We start from the raw sequence: 19,623 nt of genomic DNA on the forward strand, positions 1-19,623 counted from the left end.
TGCGGTCGGTCATTCTTCTGCCTTGTCATCCCGGACGCCGCGAAGCGGCGATCCGGGACGCGTCACCCCACAATCCATCCTCCCGGACGCTGCGTCAGCAGCGAGCCGGGGACAGGTCAGGATCGGAGCTGCGGCCACCCGTCTCCCGGATAACCGCTGCGCGGCTTCCGGGAGAGTCGGTGATGTTGGCGCCGTCCCGTCCCGGCTCTCCGCTTCGCGTCGGCCGGGATGACAAGCGCCACTCACTACAAGATGGACGCCGCCTCCTCGAACGCCAGCCGCGGCGAGCGCGGGAACAGGTTCTCGTCCGTGCCGTAGCCGAGATTGACGATGAAGTTCGGCTCCACCGTCGTGCCGGCGAAGAACTCGGCCTTCACGCCCTCGGGGTCGAAGCCCGACATCGGCCCGACATCCAGCCCCAGCGCCCGCGCCGCCAGCAGGAAATAGCCGCCCTGCAGCGAGGCGTTGCGGAAGGCCGCCTCGCGCCGCCCGGCCACGTCCGCGAACCAGTCCTTCGCCCCCGGCGCATGCGGGAACAGCCTGGGCAGTTGCTCGTGGAAATCGATGTCCTGACCGATGATGACATTGACCGGCGCCTGCAGCGTCTTCTCGCGGTTGCCGTCCGACATCAGCGGCGCCAGCCGCGCCTTGGCCTCCGGCGAGGTCACGAACACGAACCGCGCCGGCGTGGCGTTCACCGCCGTCGGCCCGAACTTGGTCAGATCGTACAGCTTGCGCAGCAGCTCTTCCGGCACCGGCCGGTCCGACCAGGCGTTGCGCGTCCGCGCCTCGGTGAACAGCTGGGCCAGGACGCTGTCGGACAGCGGGCGGTCGCGGGCGGTTGTGGTGTCGAAAGCCATGACGGAGATCCTCCTGATCGGTATTAGCAACGGTGGCGGATGCTAATTAGGAACGCCTCACGGCCTCGCCAAGGGGATCGGCCACAAATTCTGTTGCGGATATGGCCACGCTTGCGCCCCGCCCTTGCGGGGCCCGGGCCGCGAGGCCTATCTAGGCCCCATGAAAGACCTCAACGCCCTGATGCAGCAGGCCCAGGCGATGCAGCAGAAGCTGCAGGACGCCCAGGCGAAAATGGCCGAAACCACCGCCTCCGGCAGCTCCGGCGGCGGCCTCGTCACCATCGACCTGAAGGGCCCCGGCGAGGTCACCCGCGTGAGCATCGACGACAGTCTGATGGTCCCGGGCGAGACCGAGATCCTCGCCGACCTGATCGTGGCCGCCCACGCCGACGCCAAGCGCAAGCTGGACGAGGTCAATGGCGCCCTGATGCGAGAGGCCGCCGGCCCCATGGCCGGGATGAACATCCCCGGCATGCCCAAGCTGTTCTAGGTGGCCGCGTCCGCCGGGCCCGAGATCGAGCGGCTCATCAGCCTGCTCGCCAAACTGCCCGGCATGGGGCCGCGCTCGGCCCGACGCGCGGCCCTGGCCCTGCTCAAGAAGCGTGACCAGCTGCTGGTTCCTCTCGCCGCCTCCCTGCAGGAGACCGCCGACAAGGTGACCTCCTGCTCGGTGTGCGGCGCGCCCGACACCCGCGACCCCTGCTCGATCTGCTCGGACGCATCGCGCGACAACGGCCTGATCTGCGTCGTCGAGGAGGCCGGCGCCCTGTGGGCCATGGAGCGCTCGGGCGCCTTCCGCGGCAAATACCACGTCCTCGGCGGCCTGCTCTCGGCCCTCGACGGCGTCGGCCCCGACGCCCTGCGCGTCGCCGAACTGGTCGGCCGGGTGCGCGGCGGCGAAGCGAAGGAAGTCGTCCTCGCCCTCCCCGCCACCGTCGACGGCCAGACCACCGCCCACTACCTCGCCGAGCGGCTCGCCGGCTCCGGCGTCGAGATCACCTCCCTCGCCCGCGGCGTCCCCGTCGGCGGCGAGCTCGACTGGCTGGACGACGGCACCATCATCCAGGCCCTGCGCCAGCGCCGGCCGGCCTAGCCGAACCCTCCCTCGCCGCCGTCACCCTCGGGCTTGACCCGGGGGCCAGACCGTCCGGTGCTGCGTCGAAAACGACGCGGGACCGTCCCAGGGCCTCCCAAATGCACAGCCTCGCCCGACATCTGATCCTCCGGTCAAGCCGGAGGATGACGGCGATGGAGCAAGGGGCCGTCGCCTACGTCCGATTTTGACGCAGGCACGGTTTAGACTGCGGCGTGGACGGCCATCCGGCCCGTCCGGAGGAGTCGGGACCGACATGCAGACTTGGGACGAAGCAGACTGTGCAGACTCTGCACACCGCGTTTCCCGGTTTCACCCGGGTATAATCCGGAACGCCCTTCAAGGCGGCCCGCGGCCATTGCCCGAGTACACCCTGCAGACTCTGCACACACCGCTTTTCGGGTTTCACCCGGGTTTTATTCCGCCCCGCCCCGCCATGGCGGCCGCCTCCGACTCCCGGGTAGTGGGTCACTTTGAATTCTGCGTGACTTCGCATTCGGCGGGACCACCGCTATCCTGTCGGAATGGTCGAGATTGTTTATCTGGCGAAGGGCGAGAAGCCGCCCGTTGGCAAGAAGCGCCTGCTGATTGAGGCGGTGCGTGGACTGCGCGGAGAACAGGCTATTCAGGATGACAACGGGGTGACGTTGCGCGTCAATCCCCGCTTCCTAGACGACACAATTGCAGACTGCCGAGCCAAGGCGGAGGAAGCCGCCATGGACACAATCTATGTTCGGGGCGGCTCTCTTGACGCCAGCCAGCGGGCGAAGAGCGTCGTGGATTCACTCACGCGCGACGACTAGAGGCCGCGCCCGCTGTCTTCCCCGGGGTCGTAGTCGAGCGGTAGCATCATGGTGTCGCCGTAGCGAGGGTAGTGCTGGTTCAGAAGCGCCATGAACCCATCCCACGTCTTGCTGATCCGCATGAGGGCCACCACCGCCCCTAGATGCTCTTTCAGCTTGGGGTAGCCGACATTGGACGTCAGGCTCTGGAAATACTTCGCTTTGGGCCGCCCGTGGTCATTGCGCGGCGTGACCCGCTTAAGCTCCGCCAGAACGCCCGGCGCCAGCCGCTTATAGACGATGTCGTTCGTCAGTGTGCCGAAGTAAGGCGGGCGCTGAACCGTGGCCTTCGGAAACTCCAGACCGCGAAGCCGGAACATCTGCTCATAGTAGTCCGCCGGGAACGTCTGGACCCACGCGGCCAGCTCCTTGGCCACGAACGCCTCCAGTATCTTGGCAAGTGCGTCCTTGGCCCGGTCGCGCTGATACCCGGTCGCTTCATCGACGAGCGCAACAATGCCGACCCGCGCGAAACCACGGACCAGAATGTCGGCCTGTTTGACGATATCCGCTTGTCGCGGACCCGCCTTACCGGCGTCACGGGCTCGCAGGATCGCATCGCAGACATCGGCCAAGATCGTCGCCGGGTAGCCATAGGCAACCGCCCCCGTCACCGGAAGCTTGAAGACAATCGGCGATCTCAGCGCCAATTCCAAGTCATTGCCGAGAAAGGGTTTTATCCAGTTCTGGGCCGCAAATCGGGGCAGTTCGGCGCCAGCCCCTTTTTCCGCCTCCAGGTCGCTCCGGACGCCGCCCCGAGTCAATCCGATAGCGCGGATCATGCTGCGCTGAGTGACCACCCGCATGTCCCCCTCAAGGACATAGCAGTCGATTTCAGCGCCCCCAATGCGGAGCGGTTGCTCTGGCGAGCCGTGGGTGGCGGTCGGCAGGTTGGCGACCTGCCAGCGGCTCGCGGCAGCGGCCTTGGCAATCTCTCGGCGGCGTTCAGGGGAAAGGGCGCTGGCCCGGGCCGCGCCGCCCTTGGCCCGCCCGGTAGGCGTGTCGTCGTTCATGTGTGCCTCCATCCCGGTATGTCCGGATTGATGTAAGCATGAACGATAATATGCTTGCATGCAAGCACAAACGCATGCATGCTTGCTTCATGAACCGGCTGTCCTCCGACGAGCGCGCCAAAATCCTTCACCTGCTGTGTGAGGGCATGTCGATCCGCGCCGTGACGCGGCTTACCGGGGCGTCGAAAAACACCGTCACGAAGCTGCTGAACGACGCTGGCGCGGCGCTTGGCGCCTATCAGGATCGGGCCTTCCGCCACCTGTCCTGTGAACATGTGCAGGTCGATGAAATCTGGAGCTTCTGCTACGCCAAGGAGAAGAACGTCGCCAAGGCCAAAGCCGCCCCGGAGGGCGCTGGCGACGTGTGGACTTGGACCGCCATCGACGCCGATACGAAGCTGGTCTTTTCCTTCTTCGTCGGGGACCGCAACGAAGAGATTGCGGAGGATTTCCTGCGCGACATTCACGACCGTCTGGACGGCGAGCGGGTCCAGATCACGTCAGACGGCTATGCGATCTACCGCCGCGCGGTGAAGCGGGCCTTCGGCGAGAACGTCGATTACGGGCAGGTGGTGAAGATCTATGGCGGCGGGTCCAGCGGGTCCGCCAGCGGCGGCGGTCGCTACAGCCCCGCCGGGCTGACCAAGGTGGAATACAAGCCCGTCATGGGGAACCCGGACCCCATGCATATCTCCACGTCGTTTGTGGAACGCCAGAACCTGACCATGCGGATGCACATGCGCCGCTTCACCCGGTTGACCAACGCCTTCTCAAAGAAGGTCGAGAACCACGTCAACGCGATCAGCCTGCACTTCGCCTATTACAACTTCGTCCGGGTCCATAAGACCCTGCGTGTGACCCCTGCTATGGCTGCGGGGGTATCGGACAAGTTGTGGAATATGTCCGATCTCGTCGCTATCGTGGAGGCGGCAGAGAAGGCCCCCGCCAAGCGCGGCCCTTACAAGAAGAGAGCCGTTGACTGAGCAGCCCTTCCCCGAAGCGGACGCCAATGTGGTCATCATGCCTAATCGGGATGATCTCCACTGCGGAGAAATTTGTCCGGCCGGTGCCGCTGCCGCTGGCGTGAATGCGGGGCCTATCCGTCTTCTTCAGGGCCGACAAGGAAGAGGGGGCTTCGGACTTGCGCACATGTATGAAGCGGATCGCCCAAAGGCTATCGAGGGGCGGGGCTTTCAGACGCCAAAAGACTACGCATTTGCTGTGGCAGCCGGCTGGACCCATCTGCACCTGGGAGTAAACGGACGGATTACGATCGCCGTCGAGTGCCCGGGCGGCATGAACGCGCTTGTCCTGCACTGGCAAGGACAGTTTTGGTCGATTGTTACCGCATTGCCTTTCCGGCGACCGAAGGAGCCGCTGGAATTTCAGAAAGAGCGGCCCGACGAGAGCGAACCCCGTCAACGCTAGCAGCACGTCTCCGCTTCGAAACGTTAACCTTGCCCAAGCCGTGAGGCTCCTAAGCTAGCAAGGCGTCCAGACGCTCGCGGAGAGCCGTCTTCCCTTTAGACGACCTATAACTAGGACATCGCGGCCTAAGTTTCAATTAAAATTTGACTCCCGAGCCAAATCGCGCCTGCCGATTCCCGACTCGATTCCGCTCAAGATTGGGTGATTCAAACCGCCCTTCAAGAGTCTTGTCCCTGATACGCGACATAATGCCCTTGGTCGTGCGGTGGTGGCGCACCAGTCAAGGATATCCCCTGACATGATGTCACTGGATATCCCAGCCGGTGGTCACGCAGAATTCAAAGTGACCCACTACCGACTCCCGGTAAGGAACGGAGCATGAACGCCTCCCTCATCGCCTTTTTCGCCGCCGCCCTGCTCGCCGTCGTCGCCCTCGTCTGGGCCCTGATGGAGCGCCGCCGCGCCGCCGCCGCCGAGGCCCGCGCCTGGGACCTGCACACGCGTCACGCCGAGACCGAGGCGCGGATGAAGCTGTTCGAGGATCAGGCCGCGACCTCGACCGAACTACTCCGCGCCCAAGCGCGCGAGTCCGCCTCCACCGTCGCCGAGGAGCTGCTCAAGCGCACCGACGAGACCTTCCGCAACCGCGAGGAGATGGCCCGGCAGCGCATGGAGGCCCAGCTCAAGCCGGTGGCCGAGACCCTCAAGTCGTTTCAGGAACACGTCGCCGCGCTCGAGAAGGTCCGCGCAGAGGAGACCGGCGGCCTCAAGGAGCAGCTCCAGCTGCTGATGACCGCCTCCACCGCCACCCGCGACGAGGCCCGCCGCCTGACCGAGGCGCTGAAGGGCAACACCGGCCGCCGCGGCCGCTGGGGCGAGCAGACCTGCCGCAATGTGCTCGAGGCCGCCGGCATGGCCGGCCGCTTCGACTTCGAGGAACAGACCTCCGCCGCCAATGAGGAGGGCCGCCAGTCGCGGCCCGACTTCGTCGTCCGCCTGCCCGGCGGCGGCATGTTCGTGATCGACGCCAAGGTGTCGCTGGCCTTCGGCGACGAGTCCGACGGCGACGAGGAGGCCCAGCGCCTCGCCGCCTCGCTGCGCACCGCCGCCAGCATGAAGACCCACGTCCGCCAGCTGGCCTCCAAGGCCTATCAGGACCAGTTCAAGCCCAGCCCCGACTTCGTCGCCATGTTCGTGCCCGGCGACGCCTTCCTCGCCGCCGCCCTCGATCATGAGCCCGAGCTGATGACCCAGGCCATGGCCTCGCGCGTGGTCATCGTCACCCCCACGACCCTGTTCGCCCTGTGCAAGGCGGTCGCCTACGGCTGGCGCGCCGAGGAGCAGGCGAAGAACGCCGAGGACGTCGCGAAACTGGGCAAGGAGCTGTACAAACGCCTGTCGGTGATGGGCGGCCACGCCGCCGCCGTCGGCCGCGCCCTCGACACGGCGGTCGGCAAATACAACCAGTTCGTCGGCTCGCTGGAGAGCCAGGTCATGGTCTCGGCCCGCCGCTTCGAGGACCTGCACGTCGACCACGAGGGCAAGGACCTGCCCGGCCTGCCCCCGGTGGAGCAGTCGCCCCGGTCTCTCTCGCGCCCGGAGCTGGCCGCCCCGGCCACTGACGTGGCCGCCGAATAGGCACGACAAGGCTGACCGACTTTTTGACAAGCCTGCTTGACACTGCTCCGCCGCGATGTAAAACACCCTTGTCACCACGACACGGAGCCTCCCGATGAACCCAGGCCAGAAGCCCAGACGCCCGTTCGGCCTCGGAACCTATGTTCTGATGATCCTCGGGGTCGGCCTCGTCGGGGGCTTGGCCGGCGCCGCCCGGGCCCTGCTCGGCGAGCTGCCGGGAATGCTCGGCCTGGCCGTCACCGCCGCCATCATCGCCTGCGCCATGGCCATCGCCTTCGCCGCCTGCATCTGGTGGTGGCGCGGCATCGACGAGGCGGCGCGCGAGGCCCACAAATGGGCCTGGTGGTGGGGCGGCTCGGGCGGCATGGCCGTCGGCGCCGTCCTGCTGATCACCCTGACCCTCGGCGACGACGGCTCGACCACCGCCGATGTGGGCCTCAGCGCGCCGGACCTTATCGCCGGGGGCATGTGGACCATCATGCTGTTCCAGCTCGCCGGCTATGCGGTGGCCTGGGCCGTATGGTGGCTCAAGCACCGCTAGGAGCCGCCGATGAACAACCGCCTCAAGGTGCTCCGCGCCGAACGCGACTGGAGCCAGGCCGACCTGGCCGAGCGGCTCGGCGTCTCGCGCCAGACCGTCAACGCGCTGGAAACCGGCCGCTACGACCCGTCCCTGCCCCTGGCCTTCCGCATCGCCCGCGTCTTCGCCCAACCCATCGAAGCCATCTTCATCGACCCCGAACAAGGACCCGCCGCCTGATGAACGCCCTTCCCGCCCCCCGCCGCCTCGCCGGCGCCTTCCGCTCGGCCCTCGGCGCGACGCTCGGCCTCGGCATGGCGGCCGCCCTCGTCTTCCAGCCGGCCGAGGCGTTCGCCCTCCCGGCCGCCCCCTCGGCCGCCCTGGCGTCCGCGCCGGTCCAGGCGTCCGGCGCCGGGGGCCCGGCCCTGTGGGTGATCCGCGACGAGGACTCGACCCTCTATCTCTTCGGCACCGTCCATGTGCTGCGGCCCGCCACCCTGTGGCGCTGGGCCCCCGTCGAGAGCGCCTTCGACAGCGCCGACCGCCTCGTGCTCGAGATCTCCAATCCCGACGACCAGGCCGCCATGATGCCGCTGATCCAGCAGCACGGCCTGTCGCCCGACCGCCCGCTCTCCAGCCTCCTGAACGCCGAGGAGCGCAGCCGGCTCGACGCCGCCGCCCAGACCATGGGGGCCAGCGGCGCGGCCCTGGATCCGATGCGTCCGTGGCTCGCGGCCCTGACCCTGTCGGTCGCCCCGCTGGTCAAGGCCGGCTACGATCCGCAGTCCGGCGTCGAGATAGCGCTCAAGGCCCGCGCCGCCGCGGCCGGCAAGGAGGTCGGCGGCTTCGAGACGATCGACGAGCAGATCCGCATCCTCGCCGGCTTCAGCGAGGACGACCAGCTGTCCTTCCTGCGCAGCACCCTGGAGGACTTCGAAACCGCCACCACCGACCTGGACCGCCTGGTCGAGGCCTGGTCGACCGGCGATGTCCGGGCCATCGACCGGCTCGGCGTGCAGCCGATGCGCCGCTCCGACCGCTCCGTCTACGAGGCCCTGCTGGTCAAGCGCAACGCCAACTGGGCCGACCAGATCCAGACCATGCTGGATGGCTCGGGCACGGTGTTCATCGCCGTCGGCGCCGCCCACCTGGCGGGCGGCGACAGCGTCCAGTCCATCCTCGACCGGCGCGGCGTCGAGGTCGAACGGATCAACTGATCCCGCCGACCATGCCGCAGGAGGGGCCCGGCCGCCGCGCCGGGCCTTTTCTTTTGCCCGCGCGAAGCTATGGTCCGCCTCCGATCGGCAACCCGGTCGCGGCCGTAGTTCAGAGGTAGAACGTCAGCTTCCCAAGCTGAATGTCGCGGGTTCGATTCCCGCCGGCCGCTCCAGTTCCCGGGCGGGCGCCGCCCGCCCCGGCGGTCTCGCGGCGCAGTCTGGCAATCCGGAAAATCGGACCTGATCAGTTCAAGCCCAACGCTGCGCGGATGTCGCGCCAGTCGATGTATTTGAAATTCTGGGTCCCGGCGTCGTTCACGTCGTCCTGGACCACCACCAGGCCTTCCGGGAAGGCGGCGCCGACGGAGCCGCCGAGGGCGTCGACGCCGTCGGTCCCGGTGACGCGGTCGACCTCGCCGGTCCCGACCACGAAGCGGCCGGCGAAGACCGGCTGCGGGCCGTCGATCCGCCAGACCGGGAAGGTCGAATCGCCCTGGCTCGAGCCGATCAGATAGCGCGCCGCGCCGTCCTCGATGACCGCGAGCCCCTCGGCGTCGGCGACCAGAACGCCCGGCGTGACCGGCTGCACCAGGGCGCGGCCGTCGCCCCCTGACGGGTCGAGGCGGTAGCGCCACAGCCCGACATTCTCCTCGGCGATGTAGAGGGCGTCGGTCGCCTCGTCGGCGGCGCAGCCTTCCGAGATCGTGCCGATCTTGAAGCGGCGGACCTCGCGCGCATCCGGACGGCCGGCGGCGTCCGCGGCGAGCACGAACTGGCGGACCTCGCCCTCGTGGCCGACAAGGATGGCGTGCACCTCGGCGCCGCGCCGGGCGAAGCAGAATCCGTATGGCTCCACCACGTCGGAGCGGATGGCGCCCCAGGGACGGACTCCGGCCTCGCCCGCGGGATCGAACAGATACAGGGCGACGCCGGTCTTGCCCGGGGTGCGGTCGCTGGCGCCCAGCACCACCTGCGGACGGCCCTCGACGGACAGGCCCCCGGTCAGGTCGACATTGTTCAGCAGGCCTTCGGGCAGGAACTGCAGCACGGCCCCGTCGAGGCCGTAGATGTACAGGCCGGCCTTCTTGTCGGTTCCGGCGACGAAGCCCATGGTCGACACGCCGCCGATCCGCACGGGCGCGGAGGAGGCCCAGATGGCGGGGTCGTCGGCGGCGTCCTGGCCGGCCGTGCCGACCGACGGGGTCTCGAGCCGCGCCGTCACGGCCGCGCCTTCGCCCTGGGCGTCGCCGTCGTGCGTCGCGCACGCGGCCAGGAGGGTGGTTGACGCCACAAGGGCCGTCACGGTCCGGATGATCATGGCGCTCCTCAGGACAGGGTGTGAGCCCGGCCAGACCACGCGTTGGCCGGAGCGTCAACGCAAGCTCCGTGACGATCCGTCTGCGGTTTGATGAACACCGGTCCGCACCAGGATCATTCGTCACCGGACCATCGGAAAAGCGCCAACGGGCCTTCGCCAAACCATCGCGGGGGCGTCGCCGCAACGGCCTAGCTGGGCCACGGAACCGGCGGCCGCGGGGTCGAACCGGTCACGGGGATGCTCGCCATGAAACTCAAGCTTCTGCTCGGCGCCGCTGTGGCGCCTCTCGTTCTCGCCGGAACCGTCTGCGCCCAGGAGGCCGGCCGGGTCGAGGCCACGGCCGTCGAGGACGTCATCGTCAACGGGGAGATCGTGTTCCGCAACCGGACCACGGACGAGAACCCGATCCTGTCCTACGACCTCGAATACTTCCAGCGCTTCGAGCCGGTCTCGGTGGGGGAGATGCTGAAGCGCGTCCCGGGGGTGACCTTCACCTCCGATGTGCTTGAGTTCGACGGCGTCTCGATGCGCGGCCTGCCGCCCGGCTACACCAACATCCTGATCAACGGCCGCCGCGCCCCCGGCGGGGAGGACGACGGAGCCTTCCTGGTCGATCGCATTCCGGCCGAACTGGTCGAGCGAATCGAGATCATCCGCAGTCCGCGTGCGGACCAGCCGTCCGATGGCGTCGCGGGTGCGATCAACATCGTCCTCAAGGAAGGCGCCCAGCTGGACGGCGGCGCCATCCGCGCCGGGGCCCTCGTCAACGCCGACGGCGAGATCCGTGGCTCCGGCTCGATCTCCTGGGCCGGCGCCACCGACAACACCTCGCTGTGGCTCGGGCTCAACTACCAGGGCCGGCGCAATCCGAAGGAGAAGCGTTCGGAACGCTACGACGACGCCCCCGCGGCCGGCGGGGTGCTCGACAACATCGAGCTGCAGGACGACACCCGGGACGGCGAGGACCTGTCCGCCAACGCGGAATACACCGTGCGATTCGACCGCGGCCGGCTCCGCTTCAACGGCCTGGCGGTGGACACCAGCCGTGACGAGGACGAGACCTCCCTGACCTTCGTCGACAACGGCTCCGGCGTGTTCGACGAGCTGGACGAGACCGAGGTCCAGGCCGAGCGCATCAGCCAGCAGAGCTACGCCCTGGGCGTCGACGGGGAGTTCGAGGTTGGTGGCGGCGAGCTGGACTTCAAGGCCGGCTGGTCCGGCTTCCGCGACGACTCCACCAGCCGCGTCGACGTCGCCGACCCGGGCGATCCGCTTGAGCTGGACGAGTACGTCGAGACCGACATCACCGACGACGAATACGAGTTCGGCGCCGCCTGGACCTTCGGCCCCGACTCGCTGCGCCTCAAGCTCGGCGCCGACTGGCTGACCAAGGAGCGCGACGCCGCCGTGGTCGAGTTCGACATCGACAACGGCGCGATCGACGACCCGGATCCGGAGCCCGGCGCGATCTACACCATCGAGGAGACCCGGCTGGAGCCGTTCGCGCGCCTGACCTGGGAGCCGACCGACGCCCTGACCATAGACGCCGGCCTGCGCTTCGAATCGATGGAGCGGGACGTAACCAGCGATCTGGGCGTCGTCTCGTCCGACGCCGAGGAGTTCTTCCCGTCGCTCCACCTGACCTGGTCGCCGACGGCGAGGGACCAGTTCCGCGCCTCCTGGGCCCGCACCCAGCGGCGCCCGGACTACAGCTTCCTGGCCCCCTATCTCGCCAGCGAGGAGCCGGCCGACGAGGACGCCCTCCAGGGCAACCCCCTGCTGGAGAGCGAGTTCGCGACCGGCTTCGACCTCGGCTACGAGCGCCGCCTCGGCTCGCGCGGCGTCTTCGGCGTCAACGTCTTCTACCGCGAGATCGAGAACCTGATCGAGCTGACGGACACCGGGACCGAGGTCGACGAGGACGGCGGTCCGGTCGACCCGGGCGACGACGCCTACAACCTCGTCGAGCCGCGCAACATCGGCGACGGCACGACCTGGGGCGTCGAGATCGACCTGTCGGCGCCGCTCGACGTGTTCGGCATGCCGGAGACCGGGGTCTTCTTCAACTACACCTGGCTGGAAAGCGAGGTTCTCGATCCCTGGACCGGCGTCGAGCGCCAGTTCCGCAACCAGCCGCAGAACGTCTGGAACGTCGGCTTCATCCAGAACCTGCCGACCTGGGGCGCCAGCTTCGGGGCCAGCCTCTACGGCCGCGACGAAGGCTATGAGTCGGGTCTCGATGAACTGGTCAAGGTCGAATACGACCAGGATCTGGAGGCCTTCGTCGAGAAGCGGATCGGCGAGCGGTTCGTGGTCCGCCTGTCGGCGCAGAACCTCCTCGACAAGGAGAAGCGCGAGACCTTCCTGAAGTACGACGGCGACTCGATTGAGGAGATTCTCGACAACCGCGCCAACGGCGATCTCGACGAATACGAGCTGGAGAGCGAGCGCTCGGGCGTGCTGTATCAGCTCACCGTGCGCGCGGCCTTCTGATCCGGCCGCTCGACTGAAGGGCGAGGGGGCGGCTCAGAACGCCCCCTCGACCTGCAGCGAGGCGTCGGCGTTCTCGACCACGCTGAGACTGGCGGGCTGCAGCCCGTGTGTCGTCTCGAGGGCGGCCAGCCAGCCGAAGACGGCGGCGGCCGGCGCGTTCGCCACGCGGAACCCCAGCCGGCCCGAGGCGTCCATGCCGGTGACCAGCTCGAGCCCGGCCGCTTCCGCTGTCTGCCGGACCACCGGCTCCAGACCGCGGGCGTCCGCCCGGCGAACGCCTGGACCGGCCTCCTGCGCCAGCCTCGCCAGGGCGGAGCGCACCTCGACCAGTTCGCCTTCGGCGCGCGCCCGGTCCCGGGCGGCCTCGTTCCGCCAGCCGCTCACCGGGCGGACGACGCCCAGCCACAGGACCACCGCCGCCACGAGCAGCGCCATCGCGGCGAGCATCCGCTGCTCGCGTCGGGTGCGGCCGTCCCACGCCTGATGCAGTTCGGCGAACAGGCGGTTCATGGACGGGCTCCGATGCTGATGTCGCTGACCACGCGGCCGGCGTCGTCGAGGGTGGCTGTCTCGGTCACCGCCATGCCTGCCTCGGCCATCCGGCGGGTGATCGCTTCCATGTCCGAATATCCGGGGTGGCTGACCGTGGCCTTGACCCCGGCCTCCGGTGCAGCGGCGAGCATGTCCAGCTCGGCCCCCTCGACCGCCTCGATCGCGAGGAACAGGGCGGCGGCGGCGGCCGTCACGCCGCCGGGCGGCGGCGCCGCATCGGCCCGCCGGCGAAGGGCGGCTACCGGGTCGGCCTCCCGCGCCAGATCCGGGGCGGCGGCGGCGATGGCGGCGACCGCCTCGGCGTCGAGCCGGCGGGCGGCCATGTCGTCGCGGGCGGCCGAGGCGGCGGTCAGCAGGAGCGGAGAGACCAGCACCGCGGTGGCCAGCCCGGCCGCCCGCCGCCAGCTACGGCGCACGTCCGCCCCCTCCCGGACGCCGGCGTCGAGCAGGTTGACGAGCGGCGAAAGCGCGGCCGCCGCCAGCGCCCGCTCCACCGCCGCTGCATCCTCGACCGCGACCACCTGACGGCCGCCGGCGACCAGATCGACCAGATCGGCCTGCACCGTGACGGCGAAGCGCCGGCCTCTCAGGGCGACGTTCTCGCCGAATGTCACCGCCAGAACGACATCGTCAGCTTCGGGCTCGGCGAGGGTCAGCATGTCAGGCGTGAGCACGTCGGCGCGAAGGCCCAGGGCCTCCAGATAGTCCGACCACGCCTGCAGCAGCGCGAGGCTGGCCACGGCGACCGGACGTGGCTGTCCCGGTCCGGCCGGGGGCCCGACCACGGTCGCCACCCGGTCCGGCGTCGCGACCAGTTCGTCGCGCAGCCGCCAGGCGGCCGCGGCCCGGAGTTGGGCGGCGCCCCCCGCCGGCAGGTCGAGCCAGCGGACCGAGACGTCGGCGCCGGGACAGATGGCGACGGTGCGCATCGGCTCCGGCCGCTCGACCGCGTCCAGGGTCAGCACGCCGCGCTGGAGGACGCCGCCGTCCGGCGCGACGATCAAAAAGGGCGCCGGCTGCCCGGTGAGCGTCGGGATGAGGATCAGGCGGATCGGTTTCATTCTTCGGGAGTCCAGCGCTGAAGGACGGTCCGCACGGCGCCGTCGGGCTGTGCGTGGATAAGGGCGGTGCGGACGGCGCGGCCGCCGCCGTAGGCGACGTCCACACGGAGATTGAAGTAGCGGGTCAGGACGGTGACCTGATCGCGGACCTCTCCCGGAACCTCCACCGCCGCCATGGAGGGCTGGTTCCAGAAGGCCGCGACGTCCGGCCATCCCGCGCGCGGCCGTCGGGCGATGACGGCGCGGGCGCCTTGCAGATCCAGGGCGTTGTCGGTCAGCATCACCAGCAGCGGCGCCTGCTCCGGCGTCAGGGTGTTGACGTTCAGCGGCGACAGCCGGCTGGTCGGCAGGGCGCAGACCCACGGTCGAAGGCGGCGATAGAGGTCGGCGTCGACGCCCTTGACCGCCCGCAGTTCGCTGACCTCGGCCAGCATCACCCCACCGGTGCGATAGGGCCGGGCCAGGCCAGCGTAGGCGCCGTCCTCGGCTCCCAGCGGCCGCGCCTCGCCATCGGCGTCCAGCCAGTCGGTCAGGGCGTCGGCCACGGCGCGCATGCGACTCGCGGGCGCGCCCACGGCCCGCCCCAGGGCGAGGAACTGCGCCCTCCCCAGCGGCCGGGCCATCAGATCCTCGCCGACGCCCTCGACCAGGCTGTTCAGATTGAAACAGGCCTGCCCGTCGGTGACCACGGCGCTGATCGAACCGTCGTCGATCGGGAAGCCGAGACGGCGACCATTCCACTCCGGCTCCAGCGGGGTGCGGGCCGGTCCCGCCGCCAGCAGACGCGCCACCTGCCGCCGGGCGAGAACCTCGGCCCCCGAAGCGTACCACTGGGCTTGGGCCTGGGTCTCCGCATTGGTCGCCCGGCGCACGGAGAAGCGCACGTCGTCCAGCACCGCCACGGCGACGACCGACATCACGGCCACCAGCAGCAGCACGGTCAGCAGGGCCATGCCCTCGCGGTTGTCGGATTCTCGCCGCATCAGCCGCCGCCCACCAGGAACAGCTGTTCGACCGGGCCGTAGCCGTCCAGCGCCATCCGCATGCGCACCGCGTCTGGCAGCGGCCGCTCGGCCGTGACGATATAGGCCGGCGCCTCCTGCCCGTCCTTGATGAAGGCCAGTGTCAGGTCCCGGACGCCGCGATACAGCACCTGGGGCGGTCCCGGCCGCGCCCCGTCCAGATGGCTGGCGACACGCCGCTCCAGCCGCCCCTCGACCAGCCGGTACTCGACCCGCTGCAGCGACGGCCGCGGCTGGTCGCCCGGATTGCTCCAGCCTGCCCGCGTCAGCACGAGCACCGGCTCGCCGGGCGTGGTCTGGCCGCTCATCGGCTGGGGCATGGGCCGCCCGGTCGGGCCGCGCGAGCGGCGGCCGCTCGCCTGCCCCAGATCGGCCTTCAGCAGGCTGCGCATCCGCTGCAGGTCAGCGGTCCTGTCCGTCGCGGCCTTGATGGCGAAGCGGTTGTCTATCGACAGGCTGAGCACCGCCGCCCCCGCCGCTGCGATCAGGGCGAAGATCAGCAGGGAGACGAGCACCTCCACGAGGGTGAAGCCGGATCGCGGACCGGTCATGGCCGCGCCCGGAACACGACGCGGTCGGCGGCCTGTCCCTCGTCCGTCGCGACTCGGATGTCGACGCGCAGCATGCCGGCCTCGACGCTCCTGACCGAGCGGCTCCAGCGCCAATGGCGGCCCGCCAGCGGAAGTGCGCCGTCCGTCTCCCCTTCGGCGAGGCGCGGGTCGATCATGGCCTCGACGGCCAGGTTCTCGGCCACGACGCCGCCGAGCGTGCGCGTCTCGACGCGGGCGGCGGAACGGGTGTTCTCGCCGGACAGGTTCAGCAGGGCCATGGCCGCGAGGCTGAACACGGCCAGGGCGACCAACAGTTCGATCAGGGTGAAGCCGCCTCGATCAGCCATCGATGGCGACCTCCCCGGCCCCGTCGACGGTGATGCGTGAGGCGTGGCCGTCGCGGCTGAGGGTGATGGTCGCGGGCTCGGCCACGCCGGTGGGATCGAACACGACCCGGACCGGCCCGGCCGGCGACACCGACACGCCCGCACTCCATGCTTCGGGCCCGAATGGCCCGTCCGACAGCGGCGACCATTCCGCCCCGTCGAAGGCGGAGAAGCCGTAGCCCGCGGCCGTCGCCTCCACCGCCACCGACCGGTTGGTCAGCACGGCCTCTTCCCGCGCCCGCGACAGGCGCGCGGCGAAGCGCTCGGCGTCCTGCTCGACGGACGGCCGGGGATCGGGCACGGACAGCACCACCGCGCCGGCCGCCAGACCGATGATGGCCACCGTCATCAGCAGCTCGACCAGGGTGAAACCGGCGCGGCAGGCGCGGCGCGCGCTCAGACAGCGAGCGACCGCGTCGCAAGCGTTAGCGCCCCTAAACCTGCCAGTTGCCGAGGTCGGCGTCATTGCCCTCGCCCCCTTCCCGGCCGTCCGCCCCGAGGGAGAAGACGTCGAACTGGCCGCCGTGCGTGCCGGGGCGGCGGTACTGGTAGGGATTGCCCCACGGATCCTCGGGCAGGCGGCGGACGTAGCCGCCCTGGCGGTAGCGCTCAGGCCGGGCGAGGCCGGCGGGGGCGGCGACCAGGGCCTGCAGGTCGTCGGGGAAGGTCAGATTGTCGAGGCGATAGGTCTCGATCGCCTGTTCCAGCACCGAGATGTCGGCCCGCGCCTTGCCGACCATGGCCCTGTCCTGGCTGGGCAGGACATTGATCGCCACCACCGTGGCCAGCAGGCCGATGATGACGATCACCACCATCAGCTCCACCAGGGTGAAGCCCGCGCGCTTGCGGCGGGCCTCCGCGATCTTGCGTTCGGTCTCGGTCATGGCAGTTACTCCATCACCCCATGGCCAGGGTGTTGATCTGAAGGATAGGCAGGAGGATCGACAGGACGATCAGGGCCACCACCCCGCCCATGACGACGATGATGGCCGGCTCGAGCAGGCTCAGCATCACGGCGGTGAAGGTGGAGAATTCGCGCTCCAGATAGTCGGCGGCGCGCTCCAGCATCGGCTCCAGCCGGCCGCTGCTTTCGCCCGAGGCGGTCATGTGGACGAGGATCGGCGGGAAGACGTCGGCCCGGCGCATGGCCGCCGACAGGCCGCCGCCCTCACGCACCGCGTCGGCCATGGCTTCGGTGGCGATCCGCAGGCGGCGGTTGGCGACGGTGCGGCCGGTGATGGTCAGCCCCTCCAGCACCGGCAGGCCGGCGGCGATCATGGTCGAAAGGGTTCGCGCCATCTTCGCCCCGTGCAGGTCGCGGATCAGCCGGCCGGCCAGCGGCAGGCGCAGCAGGGCGGCATCGGCCCTGAGACGGACGGCGGGATTGCGCAGGGCAAGGCCGCCGCCGAAGATCGCCAGCACCAGCACCAGGCCGGCCAGCCAGCCCCAGTCGCGCATCAGGTCGGAGACGCCGATCACCAGCCGGGTCAGCAGCGGCAGGGTCTGGTTCATGCTGTCGAACTGGTCGACCACCTTGGGCACCACGAAGGTCATCAGCGCCCCGATGACGCCCAGCGCCACCACCGCCAGCACGGCCGGATAGACCAGGGCCGTGATCACCTTGCCGCGCACCGTCTGGTCCCGCTCCAGCCCGTCGGCCAGCCGCTCGAGGATCGGCTCCAGCGCGCCCGAGGTCTCGCCCGCCGAGACCATGGCGCGATACAGCGGCGGGAAGGCCTGTCCCTGCAACGCCATGGCGTCCGACAACCGCCGGCCTTCCATGACGCCGCCGTGGACGCCTTCCAGCACCCGCCGCACAGCCGGCCGGTCGGCCTGCAGGGCGATGGTGCGCAGCGCCTCCTCGATCGGCGCGACGGACACCAGGGTGGCTAGCTGACGGGTGGTCAGGGCCAGGGTCCTGGCGTTCAGCACGGCGCCCTTCGCCGGCGTGAGGCGATCGGCCTTTTGCAGGGCGCCGCGCCCGCCCGTGACCTCCAGCGGCAGGAGCTTGCGGCGCTCGAGCAGCGCGCGCGCGGCGGCCTCGTCGGCGGCGGTCAGGGCGCCGGTGAGGGTGCGGCCGCCGGCGTCCACCGCCACATAGTCGAAGGCCGCCATCAGGCCGCCGCCCCGGCCGCGGACGCGTCGTCCTGAAGGGCGCCGACGTCCTGCCGCGTCACCCGCACCGCCTCCTCGACCGAGGTCAGGCCGCCCAGGACAAAGGCCCGCGCGCGCCGCGCCAAGGTGTCCATGCGCTCGAAGGCGACGGCGTTGACGGCTTCCTCGTCGGCCTCGGCGGCGATCAGGCGGCGGATGCGGTCGTCGACGGCGATCACCTCATAGAGGCCGACCCGGCCGACATAGCCGGTCTGGCGGCAGCGCTCGCAGCCCTGGGCGCGCCACACCGGCTGGCCGGTCCGGACGCCGATCAGCCGCGCCGTGGCGCCGTCCGCCGGCTCGGAGCGGCGGCAGGCCGGGCACAGCCGCCGCACCAGCCGCTGGGCCACGATCAGCCGCAGGGTCGAGGCCAGCAGGAAGGGTTCGACGCCCATGTCGCGCAGCCGGGTGATGGCGCCCGCCGCATCGTTGGTGTGCACCGTCGACAGCACCAGATGGCCCGTCAGCGAGGCCTGAACGGCGATCTGGGCGGTCTCGACGTCGCGGATCTCGCCGACCATGACCACGTCCGGGTCCTGACGCAGGATGGCGCGCAGGCCGGCGGCGAAGGTCATGCCGACCTTGGTGTTGACCTGGGTCTGGCCGACGCCGTCGATGGCGTATTCGACGGGGTCCTCCACCGTCAGGATGTTGCGGGTCGAGTCGTTGAGCAGCGACAGGCCGGCGTAGAGCGAGGTGGTCTTGCCCGAGCCGGTCGGGCCGGTGACGAGGATGATGCCGTTGGGCTCGCGCAGGGCGGCGCGGAAGGCGTCCAGCGTCTCGCCGGTCATGCCCAGCTCGTCCAGCCTCAGCTCGGCCTGGTCCTTGTCGAGGATGCGCAGCACGACCCGCTCGCCCGCCCGCGACGGCAGGGTCGAGACCCGCACGTCCAGCGTCTTGCCGCCCAGCGCCAGCGGGATGCGCCCGTCCTGCGGCACCCGCTTCTCGGCGATGTCGAGCCGCGCCATGACCTTGATCCGCGACACCAGCAGCGGCGTGATCCGGGGGTTCAGCGACAGCGCCTCGCGCAGCACGCCATCGACGCGCATGCGCACCGTCAGGGCGCTCTCGAACGGCTCCAGATGGATATCGGAGGCTCCCGCCCGCACCGCCTCGGCGATTATCCCGTTGATCAGGCGGATCACCGGGGCGTCGTCGGCGGTGTCGAGCAGATCGGCGGCGGCCGGGATGTCGTCGATCAGGCTGCCGAGGCCCGAGGGCATGTCGAGATCATCGCCATCGGCGGCGTTCAGCGGATCGCCCGCATAGACCTGCGACAGCCGCCGGTCGAACTCGGCCTGGCTCAGCCGTTCGAGGCGCAGCGGCCGGCCCAGCGCCCGGCGGGTCTCGACCAGGGCCGCCGGATCGGCCCCCTCGCGCAGGCCGACCAGGGCGATGTCTCCGGCGTCGAGCAGGATGACGCCGTGCCGCTTGGCGAAGCCGTAGGGCAGGGTCGGATTGACGAGGGTGATCAT

22 protein-coding genes and 1 tRNA gene are annotated in these 19,623 nt (G+C 69.8%); 11 read left to right on the forward strand and 12 right to left on the reverse strand.

What is annotated here, in order from left to right; translation table 11 throughout:
- Window positions 1-245: 245 nt before the first annotated feature.
- The gene (locus VEA62_RS10685) at window positions 246-860 is read right to left on the reverse strand and encodes a malonic semialdehyde reductase (RefSeq protein ID WP_324821447.1); all 615 of its coding nucleotides are present in this window, start codon (window positions 858-860) and stop codon (window positions 246-248) included.
- Between the two features lie 160 nt (window positions 861-1,020).
- Here VEA62_RS10685 and VEA62_RS10690 point away from each other — a divergent pair, with 160 nt between their 5' ends.
- From VEA62_RS10690 to VEA62_RS10700, 3 genes are all read left to right on the forward strand, one after another.
- Entirely contained in the window at window positions 1,021-1,350 is a 330-nt protein-coding gene (locus VEA62_RS10690) for a YbaB/EbfC family nucleoid-associated protein (protein ID WP_324821449.1), read from the forward strand.
- Window positions 1,351-1,953 carry a recombination mediator RecR gene (recR, locus tag VEA62_RS10695; protein WP_324821451.1) on the forward strand — a complete coding sequence of 201 codons (603 nt, stop codon included), beginning with the start codon at window positions 1,351-1,353 and terminating at the stop codon, window positions 1,951-1,953. It abuts the gene before it with no gap.
- A gap of 524 nt (window positions 1,954-2,477) precedes the next feature.
- Complete coding sequence (locus VEA62_RS10700; protein ID WP_324821453.1) at window positions 2,478-2,756, forward strand: hypothetical protein; 279 nt, start codon at window positions 2,478-2,480, stop codon at window positions 2,754-2,756.
- Here VEA62_RS10700 and VEA62_RS10705 read toward each other — a convergent pair.
- Window positions 2,753-3,808, reverse strand: a complete 1,056-nt coding sequence (locus tag VEA62_RS10705; RefSeq protein WP_324821455.1) for a P63C domain-containing protein — start codon at window positions 3,806-3,808, stop codon at window positions 2,753-2,755. The genes VEA62_RS10700 and VEA62_RS10705 overlap by 4 nt on opposite strands.
- A gap of 89 nt (window positions 3,809-3,897) precedes the next feature.
- Between VEA62_RS10705 and VEA62_RS10710 the strand changes: the two genes are divergently transcribed.
- The 7 genes from VEA62_RS10710 to VEA62_RS10740 all read left to right on the forward strand — a co-directional run bounded on the left by VEA62_RS10710 (window position 3,898) and on the right by VEA62_RS10740 (window position 8,784).
- Window positions 3,898-4,791: a helix-turn-helix domain-containing protein gene (locus VEA62_RS10710; protein ID WP_324821457.1), complete on the forward strand. Its 894-nt coding sequence runs from the start codon at window positions 3,898-3,900 to the stop codon at window positions 4,789-4,791.
- Entirely contained in the window at window positions 4,784-5,236 is a 453-nt protein-coding gene (locus VEA62_RS10715) for a hypothetical protein (RefSeq protein WP_324821459.1), read from the forward strand. Before VEA62_RS10710 ends, VEA62_RS10715 begins: the two co-directional genes overlap by 8 nt.
- 378 nt (window positions 5,237-5,614) lie before the next feature.
- Window positions 5,615-6,874, forward strand: a complete 1,260-nt coding sequence (locus VEA62_RS10720; protein ID WP_324821461.1) for a DNA recombination protein RmuC — start codon at window positions 5,615-5,617, stop codon at window positions 6,872-6,874.
- Between the two features lie 94 nt (window positions 6,875-6,968).
- Window positions 6,969-7,415 (forward strand): hypothetical protein, encoded by a 447-nt coding sequence (locus tag VEA62_RS10725; protein ID WP_324821463.1) that lies wholly within the window; start codon window positions 6,969-6,971, stop codon window positions 7,413-7,415.
- Window positions 7,416-7,424: 9 nt separating this feature from the next.
- Window positions 7,425-7,634, forward strand: a complete 210-nt coding sequence (locus VEA62_RS10730) for a helix-turn-helix transcriptional regulator (RefSeq protein WP_324821465.1) — start codon at window positions 7,425-7,427, stop codon at window positions 7,632-7,634.
- Entirely contained in the window at window positions 7,634-8,611 is a 978-nt protein-coding gene (locus tag VEA62_RS10735; protein ID WP_324821467.1) for a TraB/GumN family protein, read from the forward strand. Before VEA62_RS10730 ends, VEA62_RS10735 begins: the two co-directional genes overlap by 1 nt.
- A 98-nt stretch (window positions 8,612-8,709) precedes the next feature.
- Window positions 8,710-8,784, forward strand: a tRNA-Gly gene (locus VEA62_RS10740).
- Between the two features lie 71 nt (window positions 8,785-8,855).
- On the opposite strand, the gene VEA62_RS10745 is transcribed toward VEA62_RS10740, so the two are convergent.
- Complete coding sequence (locus VEA62_RS10745) at window positions 8,856-9,929, reverse strand: phytase (RefSeq protein WP_324821469.1); 1,074 nt, start codon at window positions 9,927-9,929, stop codon at window positions 8,856-8,858.
- A 246-nt stretch (window positions 9,930-10,175) separates the two neighbouring features.
- Between VEA62_RS10745 and VEA62_RS10750 the strand changes: the two genes are divergently transcribed.
- On the forward strand, window positions 10,176-12,422 hold the full coding sequence (locus VEA62_RS10750; protein WP_324821471.1) for a TonB-dependent receptor plug domain-containing protein: 2,247 nt from the start codon (window positions 10,176-10,178) through the stop codon (window positions 12,420-12,422).
- Window positions 12,423-12,455: 33 nt separating this feature from the next.
- Here VEA62_RS10750 and gspM read toward each other — a convergent pair whose 3' ends face one another.
- Genes gspM through gspE form a run of 9 tightly spaced genes read right to left on the reverse strand, consistent with a single transcriptional unit; the run spans window position 12,456 to window position 19,623 of the window.
- Entirely contained in the window at window positions 12,456-12,932 is a 477-nt protein-coding gene (gspM, locus tag VEA62_RS10755) for a type II secretion system protein GspM (protein WP_324821473.1), read from the reverse strand.
- The gene (gspL, locus tag VEA62_RS10760; protein WP_324821475.1) at window positions 12,929-14,035 is read right to left on the reverse strand and encodes a type II secretion system protein GspL; all 1,107 of its coding nucleotides are present in this window, start codon (window positions 14,033-14,035) and stop codon (window positions 12,929-12,931) included. Before gspL ends, gspM begins: the two co-directional genes overlap by 4 nt.
- A complete protein-coding gene (gspK, locus tag VEA62_RS10765) occupies window positions 14,032-15,018 on the reverse strand; it encodes a type II secretion system minor pseudopilin GspK (protein WP_324821477.1) in 987 nt (328 codons plus the stop codon). The genes gspL and gspK overlap by 4 nt, the downstream gene beginning before the upstream one ends.
- Entirely contained in the window at window positions 15,018-15,608 is a 591-nt protein-coding gene (gene gspJ / locus VEA62_RS10770; RefSeq protein WP_324821479.1) for a type II secretion system minor pseudopilin GspJ, read from the reverse strand. The genes gspK and gspJ overlap by 1 nt, the downstream gene beginning before the upstream one ends.
- The gene (gene gspI, locus VEA62_RS10775) at window positions 15,605-15,955 is read right to left on the reverse strand and encodes a type II secretion system minor pseudopilin GspI (RefSeq protein ID WP_324821481.1); all 351 of its coding nucleotides are present in this window, start codon (window positions 15,953-15,955) and stop codon (window positions 15,605-15,607) included. The genes gspJ and gspI overlap by 4 nt, the downstream gene beginning before the upstream one ends.
- Window positions 15,948-16,394 (reverse strand): GspH/FimT family pseudopilin, encoded by a 447-nt coding sequence (locus VEA62_RS10780; RefSeq protein WP_324821536.1) that lies wholly within the window; start codon window positions 16,392-16,394, stop codon window positions 15,948-15,950. Before VEA62_RS10780 ends, gspI begins: the two co-directional genes overlap by 8 nt.
- A 34-nt stretch (window positions 16,395-16,428) precedes the next feature.
- A complete protein-coding gene (gspG, locus tag VEA62_RS10785; protein WP_324821483.1) occupies window positions 16,429-16,878 on the reverse strand; it encodes a type II secretion system major pseudopilin GspG in 450 nt (149 codons plus the stop codon).
- A gap of 13 nt (window positions 16,879-16,891) precedes the next feature.
- Window positions 16,892-18,109: a type II secretion system inner membrane protein GspF gene (gene gspF, locus VEA62_RS10790; RefSeq protein ID WP_324821485.1), complete on the reverse strand. Its 1,218-nt coding sequence runs from the start codon at window positions 18,107-18,109 to the stop codon at window positions 16,892-16,894.
- Entirely contained in the window at window positions 18,109-19,623 is a 1,515-nt protein-coding gene (gene gspE / locus VEA62_RS10795) for a type II secretion system ATPase GspE (protein WP_324821487.1), read from the reverse strand. Before gspE ends, gspF begins: the two co-directional genes overlap by 1 nt.

It is taken from the genome of Brevundimonas sp., assembly GCF_035627475.1.
Classification (GTDB): domain Bacteria; phylum Pseudomonadota; class Alphaproteobacteria; order Caulobacterales; family Caulobacteraceae; genus Brevundimonas.